The 15,963-nt window shown below is 67.3% G+C and carries 14 protein-coding genes; 8 read left to right on the forward strand and 6 right to left on the reverse strand.

The genetic code is table 11. From position 1 onward, the window contains the following. Positions 1–103: 103 nt before the first annotated feature. Genes GIW57_RS00170 through GIW57_RS00185 form a run of 4 tightly spaced genes read left to right on the forward strand, consistent with a single transcriptional unit; the run spans position 104 to position 6,742 of the window. Entirely contained in the window at positions 104–2,047 is a 1,944-nt protein-coding gene (locus GIW57_RS00170; protein ID WP_236508787.1) for a TonB-dependent receptor, read from the forward strand. 2 nt (positions 2,048–2,049) lie between these two features. Beyond that, complete coding sequence (gene cobN / locus GIW57_RS00175) at positions 2,050–5,952, forward strand: cobaltochelatase subunit CobN (protein ID WP_236508788.1); 3,903 nt, start codon at positions 2,050–2,052, stop codon at positions 5,950–5,952. Continuing rightward, on the forward strand, positions 5,949–6,425 hold the full coding sequence (locus GIW57_RS00180; RefSeq protein ID WP_236508789.1) for a MotA/TolQ/ExbB proton channel family protein: 477 nt from the start codon (positions 5,949–5,951) through the stop codon (positions 6,423–6,425). The genes cobN and GIW57_RS00180 overlap by 4 nt, the downstream gene beginning before the upstream one ends. Then, entirely contained in the window at positions 6,425–6,742 is a 318-nt protein-coding gene (locus GIW57_RS00185; protein ID WP_089235810.1) for a DUF2149 domain-containing protein, read from the forward strand. The genes GIW57_RS00180 and GIW57_RS00185 overlap by 1 nt, the downstream gene beginning before the upstream one ends. Before the next feature lie 104 nt (positions 6,743–6,846). Here the strand turns inward: GIW57_RS00185 and GIW57_RS00190 are convergent, their stop codons facing one another. Next, positions 6,847–7,773, reverse strand: a complete 927-nt coding sequence (locus GIW57_RS00190; RefSeq protein ID WP_229979176.1) for a LysR family transcriptional regulator — start codon at positions 7,771–7,773, stop codon at positions 6,847–6,849. Between the two features lie 150 nt (positions 7,774–7,923). Here GIW57_RS00190 and GIW57_RS00195 point away from each other — a divergent pair, with 150 nt between their 5' ends. From GIW57_RS00195 to GIW57_RS00210, 4 genes are all read left to right on the forward strand, one after another. Next, on the forward strand, positions 7,924–8,790 hold the full coding sequence (locus GIW57_RS00195) for a pirin family protein (protein ID WP_236508790.1): 867 nt from the start codon (positions 7,924–7,926) through the stop codon (positions 8,788–8,790). Positions 8,791–8,859: 69 nt separating this feature from the next. Further along, on the forward strand, positions 8,860–9,540 hold the full coding sequence (locus tag GIW57_RS00200; RefSeq protein WP_100465562.1) for a hydrolase: 681 nt from the start codon (positions 8,860–8,862) through the stop codon (positions 9,538–9,540). A gap of 80 nt (positions 9,541–9,620) precedes the next feature. Further along, positions 9,621–10,262, forward strand: a complete 642-nt coding sequence (locus tag GIW57_RS00205; RefSeq protein ID WP_100465563.1) for a hydrolase — start codon at positions 9,621–9,623, stop codon at positions 10,260–10,262. Positions 10,263–10,342: 80 nt separating this feature from the next. Next, positions 10,343–10,741 (forward strand): OsmC family protein, encoded by a 399-nt coding sequence (locus GIW57_RS00210; protein WP_100465564.1) that lies wholly within the window; start codon positions 10,343–10,345, stop codon positions 10,739–10,741. A gap of 73 nt (positions 10,742–10,814) precedes the next feature. Here the strand turns inward: GIW57_RS00210 and GIW57_RS00215 are convergent, their stop codons facing one another. The 5 genes from GIW57_RS00215 to GIW57_RS00235 form a co-directional block, all read right to left on the reverse strand. Then, entirely contained in the window at positions 10,815–11,144 is a 330-nt protein-coding gene (locus GIW57_RS00215) for a hypothetical protein (protein WP_100465565.1), read from the reverse strand. A gap of 98 nt (positions 11,145–11,242) precedes the next feature. After that, positions 11,243–12,982: a putative porin gene (locus GIW57_RS00220; protein ID WP_236508791.1), complete on the reverse strand. Its 1,740-nt coding sequence runs from the start codon at positions 12,980–12,982 to the stop codon at positions 11,243–11,245. Between the two features lie 42 nt (positions 12,983–13,024). Continuing rightward, positions 13,025–13,717, reverse strand: a complete 693-nt coding sequence (locus GIW57_RS00225) for a cell envelope integrity protein TolA (protein ID WP_236508792.1) — start codon at positions 13,715–13,717, stop codon at positions 13,025–13,027. A gap of 3 nt (positions 13,718–13,720) precedes the next feature. Next, positions 13,721–14,134 (reverse strand): biopolymer transporter ExbD, encoded by a 414-nt coding sequence (locus GIW57_RS00230; protein ID WP_089235818.1) that lies wholly within the window; start codon positions 14,132–14,134, stop codon positions 13,721–13,723. 10 nt (positions 14,135–14,144) lie between these two features. Further along, the gene (locus GIW57_RS00235; protein WP_236508793.1) at positions 14,145–15,929 is read right to left on the reverse strand and encodes a MotA/TolQ/ExbB proton channel family protein; all 1,785 of its coding nucleotides are present in this window, start codon (positions 15,927–15,929) and stop codon (positions 14,145–14,147) included. Between the last annotated feature and the right edge of the window lie 34 nt (positions 15,930–15,963).

A 15,963-nucleotide genomic window follows, 5' to 3' on the forward strand; every position in this document is an offset into this window, starting at 1 on the left:
ATCCTGCACCCCCGGCCATGACGGCAGGCAGGACCTTCGGCCTATGAAGGCCACGTGAAAGTAATGTTATGTTATATCGTCACCATTGAAGCCCCCCCTTCCCATGATTCGATTCCCCGATGCCGGCCGCCTGTCCTGCGCCGTGCTTCTCGCCTTGGCGCCGCCGCTGGCCGTGGCCGCTGCGGCACCCTCGCAACTGGACCCGGTGGTGGTGACGGCCACCGCCACCGACCGCCTGGCCAGCGATGCGCCGGCCTCGATCAGCGTGATCACCCGCGAGCAGATCCAGCTGCGGCCGGTGCTGGACCTGGCCGATGCCCTGCGTGGCAGCCCGGGCGTGACCGTGGCCGGGGTCGGCTTCGGCCGACGCGGCATCCGCATCCGCGGCATGGACCCGGGCTACACCCTGGTGCTGCTGGATGGCCAGCGCGTGAGTGCCTCGGCCGACGCGATTGCCCATTCCGATTTCGACCTGGGCTGGCTGCCGGCCGCGGCGATCGAACGCATCGAAGTGGTGCGCGGGCCGATGTCGTCGCTGTACGGATCGGAGGCGCTGGGCGGCGTGGTCAATGTGATCAGCCGTCGCGCCACCGATGACTGGCAGGGCAACCTGATCTACAACGGCGGCGTGGTGGCTGGCGATCGCGGCGGCAACAGCACCCAGGCTGGCCTCTACGCAGGCGGCGCACTGGTACCCGGCGTGCTGGGCCTGAGTGTGTTCGCCGAGCACCGGCAGAAGGACGCCACACGCGACTCCACCGACGAGCGCTTGGACGAGCAGGAAGCCCGCCGTGCCAACACCGGCCGCGCGGTGCTCACGTGGACACCGGACACGCGCCAGCGCATTGATCTGTCGCACCTGCAGGGCAGCGAACAACGCCGCCGCCATGCGCTGCAGGCCGGCACCGCACCGTACGTGTATGAAACCGTGGATGACATCCAGCGTCGGCAGACGACACTGTCGCACCAGGGCGACTGGGCGTGGGGCCAGACCCGGGTCAGCGCCTATCGTGCAGAGCTGGACCGGAACAACCGCCGCGATCGCGGCGAGGCGACGCGCCCGCAGCAGCTGACCGACCAGATTGTCGATGCACGTGCAACCGTCTCCCTCGGCACACACCACCGCGTCAGCGTGGGTGGCGAATGGCGGCGCCAGGAACTGGACGACGCCTCGGGCGCGCGCAGTGGCCATCTGCAGGCCGACCAGACCGCTGTGTTCGTACAGGACGAGATCCAGCTCAACGACAGCCTGTCGCTGGTCGTTGGCAACCGCAGCGATCGCCATCCCGAATTCGGCTGGCACCACAGCCCGCGCGCGTACGCGGTGTGGCATGCCAATGAGGCATTCACGATCAAGGGAGGTATCGGCAGCGGATTCAAGGCGCCCAGCCTGAAACAGCTGTCGCCCGAGTACTCGGCGGTGGGCGGTGGTGGGCGCTTCACCATTGTCGGCAATCCACAGCTGAAGCCGGAACAGAACAGCAGCGCCGAACTGTCGGCGGCGTGGCAGCGTGACCGCTGGTCGCTGCAGGCCACCGCGTTCCAGAACGACCTCAAGGATCTGATCCAGACCACCTGCGTGCGCGCCTGCGGCGTGCGTGGCCGCGAGCTGCGCAACTACACCAATGTGGCGCGTGCGCGGATCCGTGGCATCGAGCTGGCAGCTACGGCGCCGATCAGTGAGCACCTGAACGCCGAAGCGAACTGGAGCTGGCTGGACCCGCGCGACCGCCAGACTGACCGGTGGCTGCTGGAGCGGCCCCGCCGCAGCGGCGCCACCGCCCTGAACTGGCAGCGCGGCCCGTTGCAGGCGGCCGTGCGTGGGGAATACATCGGCCCACAGCAGCAGGCTGCCGGAACTGCGCAGACCACCCTGCGCGGCTACTGGCTGTGGTCGCTGGATGCGCGCTGGCGCATCACCGACACGGTGAGCGTGCTTGCGGGCGTGGACAACCTGGCCAACAAGCGGCTGGATGAGACCGGCGCGCTGTATCCGTATCCGGAAACCGGCCGCTACGTGCACGCTGGCATCGAGCTGGGCTTCTGAGCATGCGCGGATGGCGAGAGTGGCTGGCACTGGTGCTGTGCGTGGCTGCGCCGATGGCCCACGCTGCGGCAGCAGCGCCTGCACTGCGGGTGGAGGTGGTCAGCAGCAGCTTCGTACTGCCGGGCAGGATCGCCCGGCTTGATGCACTCGGCAGCCCGCACGGAGTTCGCTACCAGCACCGCGTGGTCGACGCCGCAACATCGCTGCCAGCCGACTGGCCACGTGGCATCGATCTGGTGCTGCTGGACACGCCGCGCCCCAATGACGTCGAGCAGGTCACCTCAGCGGTGGACGCAGCACTGCGCGACGCCCAGGTGCCCTGGTTGCGCGTGGGCGGTGGCGCGCCGGTGTCCCATGGCCTGCCTGCCGACGTCGCCCGTCAGATTGCCGGCTATTACGGCAACGGTGGCGAGGCCAACATCCAGCATCTGACGCAGTTCCTGCGCGGTTGGCTCGACGCTGCGGAGGCGATCGCGGTGCCACCGCCACAGGTGATGCCGACCACCGGCTACAGCACCCGGGGCGGACAGTGGCTGGATGATGCGGCAGCGCTGCAGGCGCAGTGGCGGCAGGAGGGTCAAGCCGCCTGGCCGAAGGTGGCGGTGCTGATCTCGAGCAGCATGGTCGGCACGATGCAGACCGAGGTACTGGACGCGTTGATCGAGGCCGGCCGTGCACGCAAGGTGGCACTGTTCGGGCTGTGGTTCGATGCGGCCGCCGACGATGCCCTGCAGCAGGCGCTGCACGGGATCGCGGTGGATGCCGTGGTCAACCTGACCCATCTGCAGAACGGTACTGCACGCGCCGCCGAGTTCGCGGCGCTGGATGTGCCTGTGCTGCAGGCCCTGAACTACCGCCAGGGTGATGCCGATGCCTGGCGCGATGCCGCCAGCGGCGTACCGATGCCGATGCTGGCCACGTTCGTGGCGGTGCCGGAGGCATGGGGAGCGAGCGATCCGATGGTGGTCTCGGCCAACACGCGCGGCGAACTGTTGCCGATTGCCGCGCAGGTGGATGCGCTGGCCGCAAAACTGCAGCGGTTGGCCGCGCTGCGGCATACCGCGGCCGCCGACAAGCGGCTGGCGCTGCTGTTCTGGAACGCGCCCGATGGCGAGAAGAACCTGTCGGCTTCACACCTGAACGTACCGCGCAGCATCGAAACGCTGCTGCCACGCCTTGCACAGTCGGGCTATACGGTGGACGCGGCCGACGAAAAAACCCTGATTGACCGGCTGCAGGCGCTGCTCAGCGGCTACTACGATCCCGAGCGCCTGGACGCGCTGTTGGCACAGGGCCTGGCCGACACCCTGCCGGTGGCCGACTACACACGTTGGCTGGATACCCTGCCCGCCAACCGCCGCGACGAACTGCGCCGCCAATGGGGCGACCCGGCCGATCATCCAGCAGTGCGCCGCATACAGGGGAAGGCGGTGTTCGTGCTGCCACGCCTGCGCATGGGCAATCTGCTGCTGATGCCGCAGCCACCACGTGCAGGCGAGGTCGGCCAGGCCACCCACGATATGGCCTCGGTGCCCAGCCACTACTACCTGGCGGCCTACCTTTACCTGCGCACGCAGTGGAAGGCCGATGCACTGATCCACTTCGGTACCCATGGAACGCAGGAGTGGACGCCAGGCAAGGACCGTGGCCTGTGGGCCGGCGACTATCCCTGGCTGGCGGTGGGCGACCTGCCGGTGTTCTACCCGTACATCCAGGACAACGTAGGTGAGGCCATCCAGGCCAAGCGCCGTGGCCGCGCGGTGGTGATCAGCCACCAGACACCGGCCTTCGCCCCTTCCGGCCTGTACGACGAACTGCGTGACCTGCACGCCGTGGTGCACGAACTGCAGCAGCTGGATGAAGGCCCGGTACGCGACGCCACCGCCGCGCGCCTGCGCACGCTGGCCACCGACAGCGGCATCGCTGCCGACCTTGGCTGGAGCGCACTGGACATGCAGGCCCGCTTCACCAGCTTCCTGCCGCTGCTGCACGACCACCTGCATGAGCTGGCCCGGCGCAACCTGCCGCTGGGCCTGCACACCTTTGGCCAACCGGCATCGGCCGATCACCGGCTGCTGATGGTGATGCAGCAACTGGGCCCGGCCTATCTGCAAGCACTGGGCGAGGACCCAGCGGAGGCCAGCGCCATGGACTACCGGCAGATCCAGCAGGGCCTCGCCTATCGCACGCTGGCGCGCCACCTGCGCGACGGCGTGCCGATCGACAGCGTTGCCGACACGGAACTGCGCCGCGAGCTGCAGCGCGCCGCGCAGCTGGACGCCTCGTTGGCCGATCCGCAGGAAACAGAGGCATTGCTGCACGGCCTGGCCGGTGGCTTCGTGCTGCCCGGTGCCGGCGGCGACCCGATCCGCACGCCGGAGCTGCGCAGCGGTCGCAACCTGTTCGCCTTCGAACCGGACCGTATTCCCACCCGCGCCGCCTTCGACACCGGCGAGACAGCGCTGCAGCAACTACTGCAGGCCTATGCCGATGAACATGGCGGACAGCTGCCGCAGAAGCTCGCCATCAGCCTGTGGTCCAGCGAGGCCATCCGCCATCTTGGCGTGCTGGAAGCGCAGGTGCTGCATGCCCTCGGCCTGCGCCCGCGCTGGGACAGCGGTGGCAAGGTGGTGGCGCTGGACATCGTGGCGGACACCGACATGAAACGGCCACGCATCGATGTCGTGGTACAGGCCACCAGCGTCTACCGCGACCAGTTCGATCCCTTCCTGCGCATGCTGGCTGCGGCGATCGAACAGCTTGCGGCGATGCCGACCACCGCCAGCAACCCCATCGCGCGACACGCACAGGACATGCAACAACGCCTGCAGCAGCGCGGTGTGCCCGCTGAACGAGCCGCTGCCCTGTCGCGCCTGCGCATCTTCAGCAATGCGCCCGGCACGTATGGCAGTGGCCTGAATCATGCCGTGCTGGAGCGCGGCACCGCTGCCGGCAAGGACGATGCTGTACTGGCCGCCGGCTTCCTTGATCGCCTGCAGCATGGCTATGGCAGTGATGGCCAGGCCACCACCCTGCCCGGCAGCAACCTGTTCGCCGAACAGCTGCGCGGAGTGCAGGCGGCGGTGCTGTCACGGTCGTCCAATACCCACGGCCTGCTCAGTACCGACCATCCGTTCGAATACCTCGGTGGCCTGGCATTGGCCGTGCGTCACCTCGATGGCGCCAGTCCATCGCTCTACATCTCAGACCTGCGCGAACCGACGCCGCGCACGCGCAGTGCCGCGCGCTTCCTTGCCGATGAGCTGCGTGCACAGACGCTCAACCCACAGTGGATCAGCGCCATGCAGGGCGAAGGCTATGCCGGCACGCTGGAAGTGCTGAAGAACGTCGACAATCTTTTCGGCTGGCAGGTAACGGCGCCGGATACGGTGCGCGCCGAGCAGTGGCAGGCCGTGCATGACACCTTCGTCCGCGACAGTCGCCAGCTGGGAATGGCGCGCTGGTTCGAGAGCCACAATGCCGATGCGCAGGTGCAGATGATCGAGCGCCTGCAGGAAGCCATAGCGCGAGGCTACTGGCAGGCCGACGATCGCACCCGCAGCGAGCTTCAGGCGCGGTTGAATCAGCTGCAGACATCTGCCGCGGCCGCGTTGCCAGCAAGCTCCAGTGGCTACGGACTCGCACGTGGCCCGGCACCTGCGTCAGCGGCCAGTGCGGCAGCGGCCACCATCGAGACCCTGCCTGCAGATGCTGCGCCGACGCCAGCGGCCAGTGTGCGTGGACGGGTGATGCAGCAGGTGCCGCCGCCCTCGCCACACGCGCCATCGCTGTGGCTTGCCCTGGTCGCGCTGCTTGGTCTGCTCGGCGCAGGCGCGGCCCTGCAGGCCTGCCGCAATGCGCGACGGGCGCCCTCCCACTCCCCTTCCAACACGGCCAACGCATGAATGCCCTTGAATCCACTCTCTACGATCTGTCCCATCTGTTTCTGGCACCGGTACTGCTGCTGATCCTGCTGGCACTGGCCTATGCCTTCCTCAGCTTCGGTACGTTCCTGTGGGAAGCGCTGCAGCGGAGGCGCGGCCATTACCGCCCCGAACTGCTGGCCTGGCAGGCCCGCCACGGCGGCAGCAGTGAAGATCTTGAGCTGCGCATCCTGAAGCGGCTGGAAGGTCTGCGCATCGTGTCGCGGACCGCGCCGATGCTGGGCCTGGTCGCAACCATGATCCCGATGGGCCCGGCGCTGCTGGCGCTGACCCGCAGCGATGCACAGGGCGTGGGCGAGAACATGGTGGTCGCCTTCTCGTCGGTCATCCTGGCCCTGGTTGCGGCCAGCCTGACCTTCCTGGTGCTGACCGTGCGCCGCCGCTGGCTGCTGCAGGAACTGCGCCAGTTCGAACGCCTGCAGGAGGTGCGCTGATGCGCTTTCTCGATGACGACGACGCCGATGATCCGATCCTGTCGGTGGTCAACCTGATCGACCTGTTCCTGGTCGTGGCCGGCATCCTGATGATCGTGATCGTGCGCAATCCGCTCAATCCGTTCGCCAGCCAGAACGTGACCGTGATCGAGAATCCCGGCCAGGCCGACATGCGCATCACGGTCAAGCAGGGCGAGGAGCTGACACGTTACGAATCCACCGGCGAGATCGGCGAAGGCGGTGGGGTGAAAGCGGGCGTCACCTACCGGTTGCCCGATGGCCGCATGGTGTACGTGCCAGAGGGTGCCGCGCCGTAGGCCAGTAGATCCACGCCATGCGTGGATGAACTACCTCCCGCTCCTCCGACCGAGCCCGGCCAACCCCACGGAGAACCACGCGCCCATCCACGCAGGGCGTGCATCTACGGTTCCTGCAGCGCATCGAAGCGCTCGGCCAGGTAGTCGATCAACGCGCGCACCGCCGGCAGCAGGCCGCGTCGCGAGGGAAACACGGCATGCACGATGCCGTGCCTGGGCTGCCACTGCGGCAGGATCGGCACCAGCGCGCCGCTGGCCAGTTCGTCGGTGATCATCATCCGCGGCAGCATCAGCACGCCGACACCGGCCACCGCCGCACTGCGCAGGGCGATCATGTCATCGCTGACCAGCCGCGGGCGGTGGTGCACGCTGGCCTGGACCTCCTCTGGACCGGCGTACTCCCAGGCGTGCACCTGCGCCGGCGACGCCAGGTCCACGGTGGGCATCATCGCCAGATCGGCAGGCACTTTCGGCGTACCCATCTGCTTGAGCAGGGCCGGGCTGGCAGCGGTACACCAGATGCGACGGGCCAGCACGCGCACCACCAGGTCGCTGTCCTCCAGCGGTGGCGGGCGCACGCGGATGGCCACGTCCACGCCCTCGCCCACCACGTCCACGCGCCGGTTGGTGGCATCCAGCTGCAGGGTCACCTGCGGATGCAGGGCCAGGAAGTCAGCCAGCATGCCGCCAATGCGCGCGTGCAGCAGTGCGATCGGACAGGCCAGCCGCAGCACGCCTCGCGGCTCGGCGCGTGACAGCGCGATGGCCTCCTCGGCTGCTTCGGCCTCCACCAGCATCGCCTTGCAGTGCCGGTAGTAGTCCTGGCCGATCTCGGTGACCGAAAAGCGGCGGGTGGAACGTTGGATCAGGCGGACACCCAGCCGTTCCTCCAGCAGGGCGATGCGGCGGCTGAGCTTGGACTTGGGCATGGCCAGTGCGCGCCCTGCCTGCGAGAAGCCGCCGTGCTCGACCACCATGGCGAAATAGAACAGGTCGTTGAGGTCGCAGCGGCGGATGTCGGCGATGAACACGGGACGATCTCCTGCGGCCCTTGCCGGGCCTTCATCGTTCACGAAATAGGACTATGACGGCAAATTCTGCCGACTACCGGGCCCATTGTCACGGCGATATCGTCTCCGCAACGAAAAACAGCGACCGGTTGCCCCGGTCAGGAGATCGCCATGAAGCGTGTCACCGGTACCTACAGCGCCCCCCGCCCGCACTGGGTGGGCGACGGCTTCCCCGCCCGTTCGATGTTCTCCTACAACACCCATGGCCAGCACCTGAGCCCGTTCCTGCTGCTGGACTACGCCGGACCGTACAGCTTCCCGCCCAGCGAAACCCCGCGCGGGGTCGGCCAGCATCCGCATCGCGGCTTCGAGACCGTCACCATCGTCTACGAAGGCGAAGTCGCCCATCGCGACTCGACCGGCGCCGGCGGCACCATCGGCCCGGGTGACGTGCAGTGGATGACCGCTGCGTCCGGCATCCTCCATGAGGAATTCCACACGCCGGAATTCAGCAAGCGCGGCGGCACGCTGGACATGGTGCAGCTGTGGGTGAACCTGCCGGCCAAGGACAAGATGGGTGCGCCGGGTTACCAGACCCTGCTCGATGCGCAGATTCCTTCGGTGGCCTTGGCCGACGGTGCCGGCCGCGTGCGCGTCATCGCCGGGGCATTCGATGGCCATGCTGGACCGGCGCGTACCCATACCCCCATGGACGTATGGGACATCCGCCTGCTGCAGGGCCAGCACGCCGAGCTGCCGGTGGCCGATGGCCGCACCCTAGCGCTGGTGGTGCTGAAGGGCACGGTGCGGATCAACGGCGGCCAGGCGATCGGCGAAGCACAGCTGGTGACCTTCGACCGCAGCGGCGAAGACGTGTTCATCGATGCCGACAGCGACGCCACCGTGCTGCTGCTCAGCGGCGAACCGATCGACGAGCCGGTGGTGGGCTATGGGCCGTTCGTGATGAACACCCAGGCCGAGATCAGCCAGGCCGTCAACGACTTCAACGGCGGCCGCTTCGGCCAGATCGCGCACTGATCCACTGCATTGCGGCGGGCAACCGCCCGCCGCCTTCCGGGCCTTCGCCCCCTCCCCAGGAGATTGACCATGAGTACCCCCGCCAACTTCAACGGCGCCCGCCCGGTGATCGACCCGGACAACGCCGCGATGCTGCTGATCGACCACCAGAGTGGCCTGTTCCAGACCATCGGTGACATGCCGTTCACCTCCGTGCGCGCGCACGCCACCGCCCTGGCGAAGATGGCCACGCTGGCGAAGATGCCGGTGATCACCACCGCGTCGGTACCGCAGGGACCGAACGGCCCGCTGATTCCGGAGATCCACGACGCCGCACCGCATGCGCAGTACGTGGCACGCCGCGGTGAGATCAATGCGTGGGACAACCCCGAGTTCGTCGCCGCGGTGAAGGCTACCGGCCGCAAGCAGCTGATCATCGCCGGCACCATCACCAGCGTATGCATGGCCTTCCCCTCGATTGCCGCCGTCGCCGACGGCTACCAGGTGTTCGCGGTGGTCGATGCCTCCGGCACCTATTCGAAGATGGCCGAGGAAATCACCTTGGCGCGCGTGGTGCAGGCCGGCGTGGTGCCGATGGATACCGCTGCGGTCGCCTCGGAAATCCAGCGCACCTGGAACCGCGAGGACGCCCAGCAGTGGGCGGCGATCTACACGCAGATCTTCCCCAACTACCAGCTGCTGATCGAGAGCTACCAGAAGGCACAGGACGTGCAGAAGAACCACGAGCAGCTGGATTCGCAGCGTAGCTGAGCCCACTGCGTCCACGGCGATTTCCGCCTGCCGGCACGCCGCCGGCTCCACCGCAAGCCAACCCCGACCAGGACACCCTCATGGCCAGTGAACCGATCCGTGACCCCGTCAGCGACCACCTGCTGACCCCGCAGAATTCCGCCTTCATCATCATCGACTACCAGCCGGTACAGGTGAACTCCATCGCCTCGATGGACCGCCAGCTGCTGGTCAACAACATTGTCGGCACCGCCAAGGCGGCGGTCGCCTACGGCCTGCCGATCGTGCATTCGACCGTGAACGTGCAGACCGGCCTGAACAAGCCGCCGATCCCGCAGCTGCGCAAGGTGCTGGGCGACTACCCGACCTACGACCGCACCACCATCAACTCCTGGGAAGACGTCGAGTTCCGCAAGGCGGTGGCAGCGACCGGCCGCAGGAAACTGATCATGACCGCGCTGTGGACCGAAGCCTGCCTTACCTTCCCGGCACTGGATGCGCTGAAGGAAGGCTATGAAGTCTACGTGGTGGTCGATGCGGTGGGCGGCACCTCGCTGGCCGCGCATGATGCCGCGCTGCGCCGCATCGAACAGGCCGGTGGCCAGTTGATCAGCGTGACGCAGCTGTTCTGCGAACTGCAGCGCGACTGGGTGCGGGCGGAGACGGTGCCGGCCTTCATGAATCTTTTCATCGAAACCGGTGGCACGGCCGGCATCCAGTTCTCGTACGATCGTACGGAGTGATTCCGTGGCGGCCCCGGCTCCGGCTGGCGCCGCCTTTTCCTGCAGCCGGGCATGGCCCGGCGCTACAACCGGGGATTCCCATGGCCTACGCACGCATTGTTTCGACCGCCGACAACTACCTGCACCACATCAGCAACGGCCATTTCGATGTCGCGGCCGATGAGCCCGCCTCGCTCGGTGGCCAGGGCAAGGGCTTTGCGCCGTTCGACCTGTACCTGGCCTCGCTGGCCGCGTGTACCGCCATCACCCTGCGCATGTATGCCCAACGCAAGGGCTGGGAGCTGGGCGAGTTCCACGCCGAGCTGCGTTCCGAACGCGATGCGGACGGGCGCTTCCACGTGCACCGCGTGCTGCATGCCACCGCCAAGCTGAGTGATGCGCAGTGGCAGCGCCTGCTGGAGGTGGTGGAAAAGACCCCGGTGACGCTGGTGATGCGCGAGGGTGCACGGATCACCAGCGAGCGCGGGGCGGCTGCATAAGCGCATCCACGCATGGCGTGGATCTACTGCAGAGCCGAGCCCACGAGCCCATGCGTGGATCCACCACATCCGGTCAACGCCGTGAATGCAGCACGGTACGCTGGCGCATGGCGTTGAACTCCTGTTCGACCTGCTGGATGTCTTCGGCCTGGAAGCCGGCGGCATCCAGCAGCTGATCGGCGGCCGCGGCAGCCAGCGGATCATCCTCGCGCTGGCGCCAGCAGCGTGCAGGCAGGAAATAGCCGACCTCGCTGCGCCCGCGCATGATGACGACCGGGCGCCCTGCATACAGCAGGAATTCGGCCAGGTGCTGGCGCAACCCCTCCACCGAGACATAAGCCGGCCCGATGCCCAGTGTGTGTGCGGCGGGCTCGGAACTCTCGAACAGCTTGCGACGGCTCATCCACTCCTCCTTTGTGCAACGCGTGGTCCTCCTTCCTTAGACGGGCGCGTCGCCGCGCCCCCGCCACACACGTCCGTGACTGCGATCACGCTGTCCGATCAGAAACCGGTATTGAACTCCAGCTGGAACACGTCGATCGACAACGGTGGACCCGACACTTCCTTGGCCGCCATCCACTTGCCGCTGATCCAGCTGCGCGCATCCAGCGCATAGGCGCCGCCGACGTAGTAACCGCGCGCATTGGTACCACCCAGGTGGAAGTTCGGATCGTTGTAGGCGTCGGGCAGTGCATCGGCCTCGATCCGCTTGTAGCCCAGCAGGGCCTGCCACTGGCCCTTCTCCTTCAGCTCGGTAGCACCGAAGGTCGCCTGCAGCATCCAGGCGGTGTCGCCGCTGCGGAAGGTGTCGATGCTGGCACTGCCACCGGCGCCGTAGTTGTTGACGATGCCGTTGTTGGCCCGGGCGAACATGGCCTGCTTGTCATAGGCCAGGTTGCGGATGTAGTCCGCGTCCAGGCGCATGCCGATGTCCTGCGCAAGCTGTGTATCCCAGCGCAGGTTGAAGGTCGCCAGGCGGAATGCCGAGGCCAGGCCCACGTACTGCGTCGTGGGCGTATTGGCCGGATCCAGCGGATTGCGGGCGATATCGCGGATCAGCATCAGGGTGTTGCCCTTCTGCATGAACGCCGGCCGTGACCAGTCGGTATCGCAGCCGACGGCGCCTGCATACAGCGCACACGGCGACGACAAGCGGCCACTGATGTTCTTGAAATCGTAGTAGCCCAGCGCCGCACGCAGGCTGTTGTCATCGTTGAAGCGCCAGTTCACCCCCACCTGTGCACCGGACAGCCACTTGTTCTCGTTGGGCGTCTTCACCCGGCTCTGGCTGGGAGCGCTGTCGGAGGTGTACTCCAACGGCACCACCGCCAGGTTACCGAACAGGCCGAGGTCGTCAGCAATGTCGTACCTGAGATTGGCCGCCAGGCCATCGAAGTTCAGGTCGTTGGAGAACAGTGTGTCGCTGGTCCAGAACGGATTGCCGAAGCGTCCGCCACGCACCGTCACCCAGTCGGCCGGGCTGTAGGCCAGCCATGCCTGGTCCAGCCACACGTCCTTCTTGCCAAGGCCGCCGCCAAGTTGTTCGGTGGTGGACACCGGCCCGTTGCTGCTGCCGCTGGCCAGGCGCACGCCTGCGGTGGTGTGCTCGCCGATCATCGCTTCGATGCCCAGCCGTGCACGGATGCGCCACAGATTGCGGCGATCCTGGCGGGTGTTGAGCAGCGGCGGCAGCTGCAGGTTGGTGTTGTTGTTGGTATCGAAACCGCTGCCGGCATTCACCGAGGCCCAGTTGGTCTCGATGTCGCTGTTGCGCTCGGAGTAGAAGCGCGACTCACTGCGCACGCGCATGTCACCGGTCACCTTGATGCGCTTGGTCCACTCGGCCACTTCGTTCGGCGCGGCCCAGCCCTCGGCTTTGGCCTGCGCCATCACGTCCTGGCGTACTTCATCGCGGATGCCATCACGCACGCTCTGCGGCACGTACGGCACACGCACATCGCCGGCTTCCAGCGCCACACCGCCGCTGCTGGCTGGGCCGCCAGCGGTGCCGCGTTGCGCAGCCGCCGCCTCTGCCTCGGCCTGTACCAGCAGGGCCTGACCGTCTTCGGGCTTGAGCGCGCCACTGGCGATCAGGCCCCTGATCAGCTTGACCATGGTGGTTTCGGCAGCCATTGCACTGGCCGGCACGGCCAGGCTGAGCAGTACGGCGCAGCACAGCAGCGCCCGTCGGGCCGGCCGCGGGCGGCGGGATGCGGTTCGAGCGCGGTCGTGGTCGTTCATCACGGTTCTCATCGAAAGAAGGGAAATCACGGAAGTCATCGGTCAAGCGCCGGGGCGGCGCCCCTGGATCAGCACGCGCGCGGGAAACTCCAGCGACGCCGGTGGCATCTGGTCGACTTTGCCGATCTGCCGCAGCGCATCGAGCACGGCCAGGTCGGCCTCTTCGTTGCCGCTGCCACGCACCAGCTCGACCTTTTCCAGTCGGCCATCCGGCGCCAGCCACACATTCACCTGCAGCTGGAAGGCCAGGCGCTTGACCCGCGCATCGCGCGAGATCGCCTGTTGCATCAGATAGCCCAGATAGCGGCCATAGCTGGCATTGCCGGCACCGCCACGGCCGACACCCGACGAACCACCGCCGCTGCCCGACTGGATACCGAAGCTGTCGCCACCGGCCTGCGCATCGGCGTCCATGGTTACCGGGTCGGCGTTGTCCGGCGTCGGCGTCGGCTCTTCGGCCGGCGTTGGCTGGTCCAGCGGTTCCGGCTCAGGCACGGTCTCTTCCGGCGGTGTCTCCGGCTCGGGTGGTTTTTCCGGCGGCGGCGGCGGCGGTGGTGGCAACGCCAGCATCGGCGGCTGCACCACCGGCCGGCGCGTGCTGGCGGTGTCCTTGAACAGCAGCCACCACAGGGCAACACCCAGTACCAGCAGCGCCGCCAGCACCAGCGCGATCGTCACCAGCAACTGGCGTCCGCGCGTACCAGGCTCCTGCAGGGGTGGTCGATGGCCGGCCATGCCTCAGCCCTGCGCCTTGCCGGTGACCAGGCCGACCTGGGCCAGCTCCAGCCGCCGCAGCAGGTCCAGCACCTCGACCACGCGCGCGTACTGCACCTGCGCATCACCGCGCACGATCACCGGGAAATCCGGCGAGGTCGCACGTTCAGTACGCAGGCGGTCCTCCAGCTCGGCCATCGTCACCGGGTACGCATCCAGGAACACCTGGCCGCTGGGGTCGATGGTGATCGCCTTGGTCTTGGGCTTCTCCAGTGCGGTGCTGTTGCTGGCCTTCGGCAGGTTGACCTCGATGCCGGGAATGGAGGCGTTGCTGGTCAGGATGAAGATCACCAGCACCACCAGCAGCACGTCGACGAAGGGCGTCACGTTGATACCCTTCTCGCGTTTCTTGATGCCGAACTTCGCCTTGTAGGCCATGGCCGGTCCCTCAGCCCTGGACCGCGGCCGGGCCGCGCCCGTCCTGCTCTTCGGCCAGGCGGGCGGCGAACTCGTCGATGAACACCGCCATGTCGGCGCCGATGGCTTCGGCGCGTGCGCCCAGCCAGTTATAGCCGAACAGTGCCGGGATCGCGACGCCCAGGCCGGCGGCGGTACACAGCAGCGCTGCCGCCATGCCCGGGGCCACTGAGTTGATGTCCACCGCACCGGCCATCGCCGCCACCACGAACACCAGCATGATGCCGATCACGGTGCCGAACAGGCCGACATACGGTGCACCTTCGATGGTGGTCGACAGCCAGTTCATGCGCCGTGCCATTGCTTCCTGTTCGCGCACCATCACCGCATCCATCGACGCGCGGATGGCGGCGATGGTCGCCGCGCTCAGATAGCCGGAGTTGCCATCACGCTGATGGCGCTGCTGCATTTCATCGATGGCCACCTGGTAGATGCGCCACAGCGAGCCGTCGTGCATCGCCGTCGGCACCTTGCCCTGCCGGTTCATCTCGGACAGCGTGCGCAGCGGCACGCCGGAGAGCTTGCTGAAGCTCTCGGTGAACACCGCATTGGCTTTGCTGGTGCGACCGAAATGGCGGCTCTTGGCGATCATGATCGCCCACGACAACAGCATCATCAGGCCGAGGATGGCGACCACCACCCAGGCGTCGAACGGCATCGCCTTGAGGATGAAGGCGAAGTGGCTCTGTCCGGCCGATTGCTCGTCGGCGCCGTAGCTGACCAGGCGCGAATCGGCGCCCTGCGCGGTGGCATCGGCCAGCAGCAGTGCCGCTGGCCGCGCCACGCGTGAGATCCGCAGTTCATCCAGCGCACCATCGAAGTTGGCCAGCGGCTGCGTCGCGCCCGGTGCGTCGGCACCCACCACCGCAGCGGTGGTCAGTGCCGGCAATTCACCACTGAGCTGGGCGACCACGCGGCCGTTCAGATACAGCTGCAGCGCCCCCTTCTCGGCGGTAAGCGCGAGATGCGCCCACTGCCCTTCCGGGATCGGTTGTGCCGGCGTGCTGCGCTGACCGTTGAGTTGCACGAATGGCACGCGGTTGTCGATGCCCAGCACCAGCTCGGCGGCGCCATCGCGTCGAGCATAGATCGCCTGCGCGGTGGTCAGTGCGCCCGGTTTGATCCAGGCCGAAACGGTGAGCGGCGCGCCCGCTTCCTGTGCCAGCGAAGCACTGGCCGGCAGCGGCAGCGGGCCAGCACCCAGCTGCACGCCACGCCCGATCACCGTGCTTTCCGCCGCAGGCACTACCGTCCCGGCCGTGTTGCCGTAGGCCGTGGTATCACGCGCCGGCGCATTGGCTTCGGCAAAGTGGTAGACCAGCGTGTAGTCCGGATCGAACACCTGCTGGCCATTGCCGCTGGCCGGTGCCTTCGCGTTGCCGTAATACATCCAGATCGTCTGCGGCGCGCTGGCGGTCAGTGCCGGAACGTCCACCCAGACCAGTGCGAGGCCCAGGTTCGGGTCGAACTGCTCGATCTGATGGGCCAGCACGGTGCGACCGTCGGCAGAAACGAAACGCAGGTCGTTGCCACCCTCCTGGGTGCCATCAAAGCCGAAGTTGCCGGTATGCAGGCGCAGCAGCAGCGGGGTACGCCCGGGATTACCGGCCAACCCCGCGCCCTGTGGGCCGGCGTCGACGGTGATCGGCTTGCGGTACTTCCATTCGGCCTGCCACCAGTTGGCATCGGCCGCGGCGGCGGGCAGCGCGATCAGCGCAGCCAGCAGCAGCAACATTCGGGAAAGCAGACGGTCCATGCAAAAGGTCTCCGGAGAACGCATCTCAAGGGAA

This window comes from Stenotrophomonas sp. PA-6-5C (genome assembly GCF_021605635.1).
Lineage (GTDB): Bacteria > Pseudomonadota > Gammaproteobacteria > Xanthomonadales > Xanthomonadaceae > Stenotrophomonas > Stenotrophomonas lactitubi.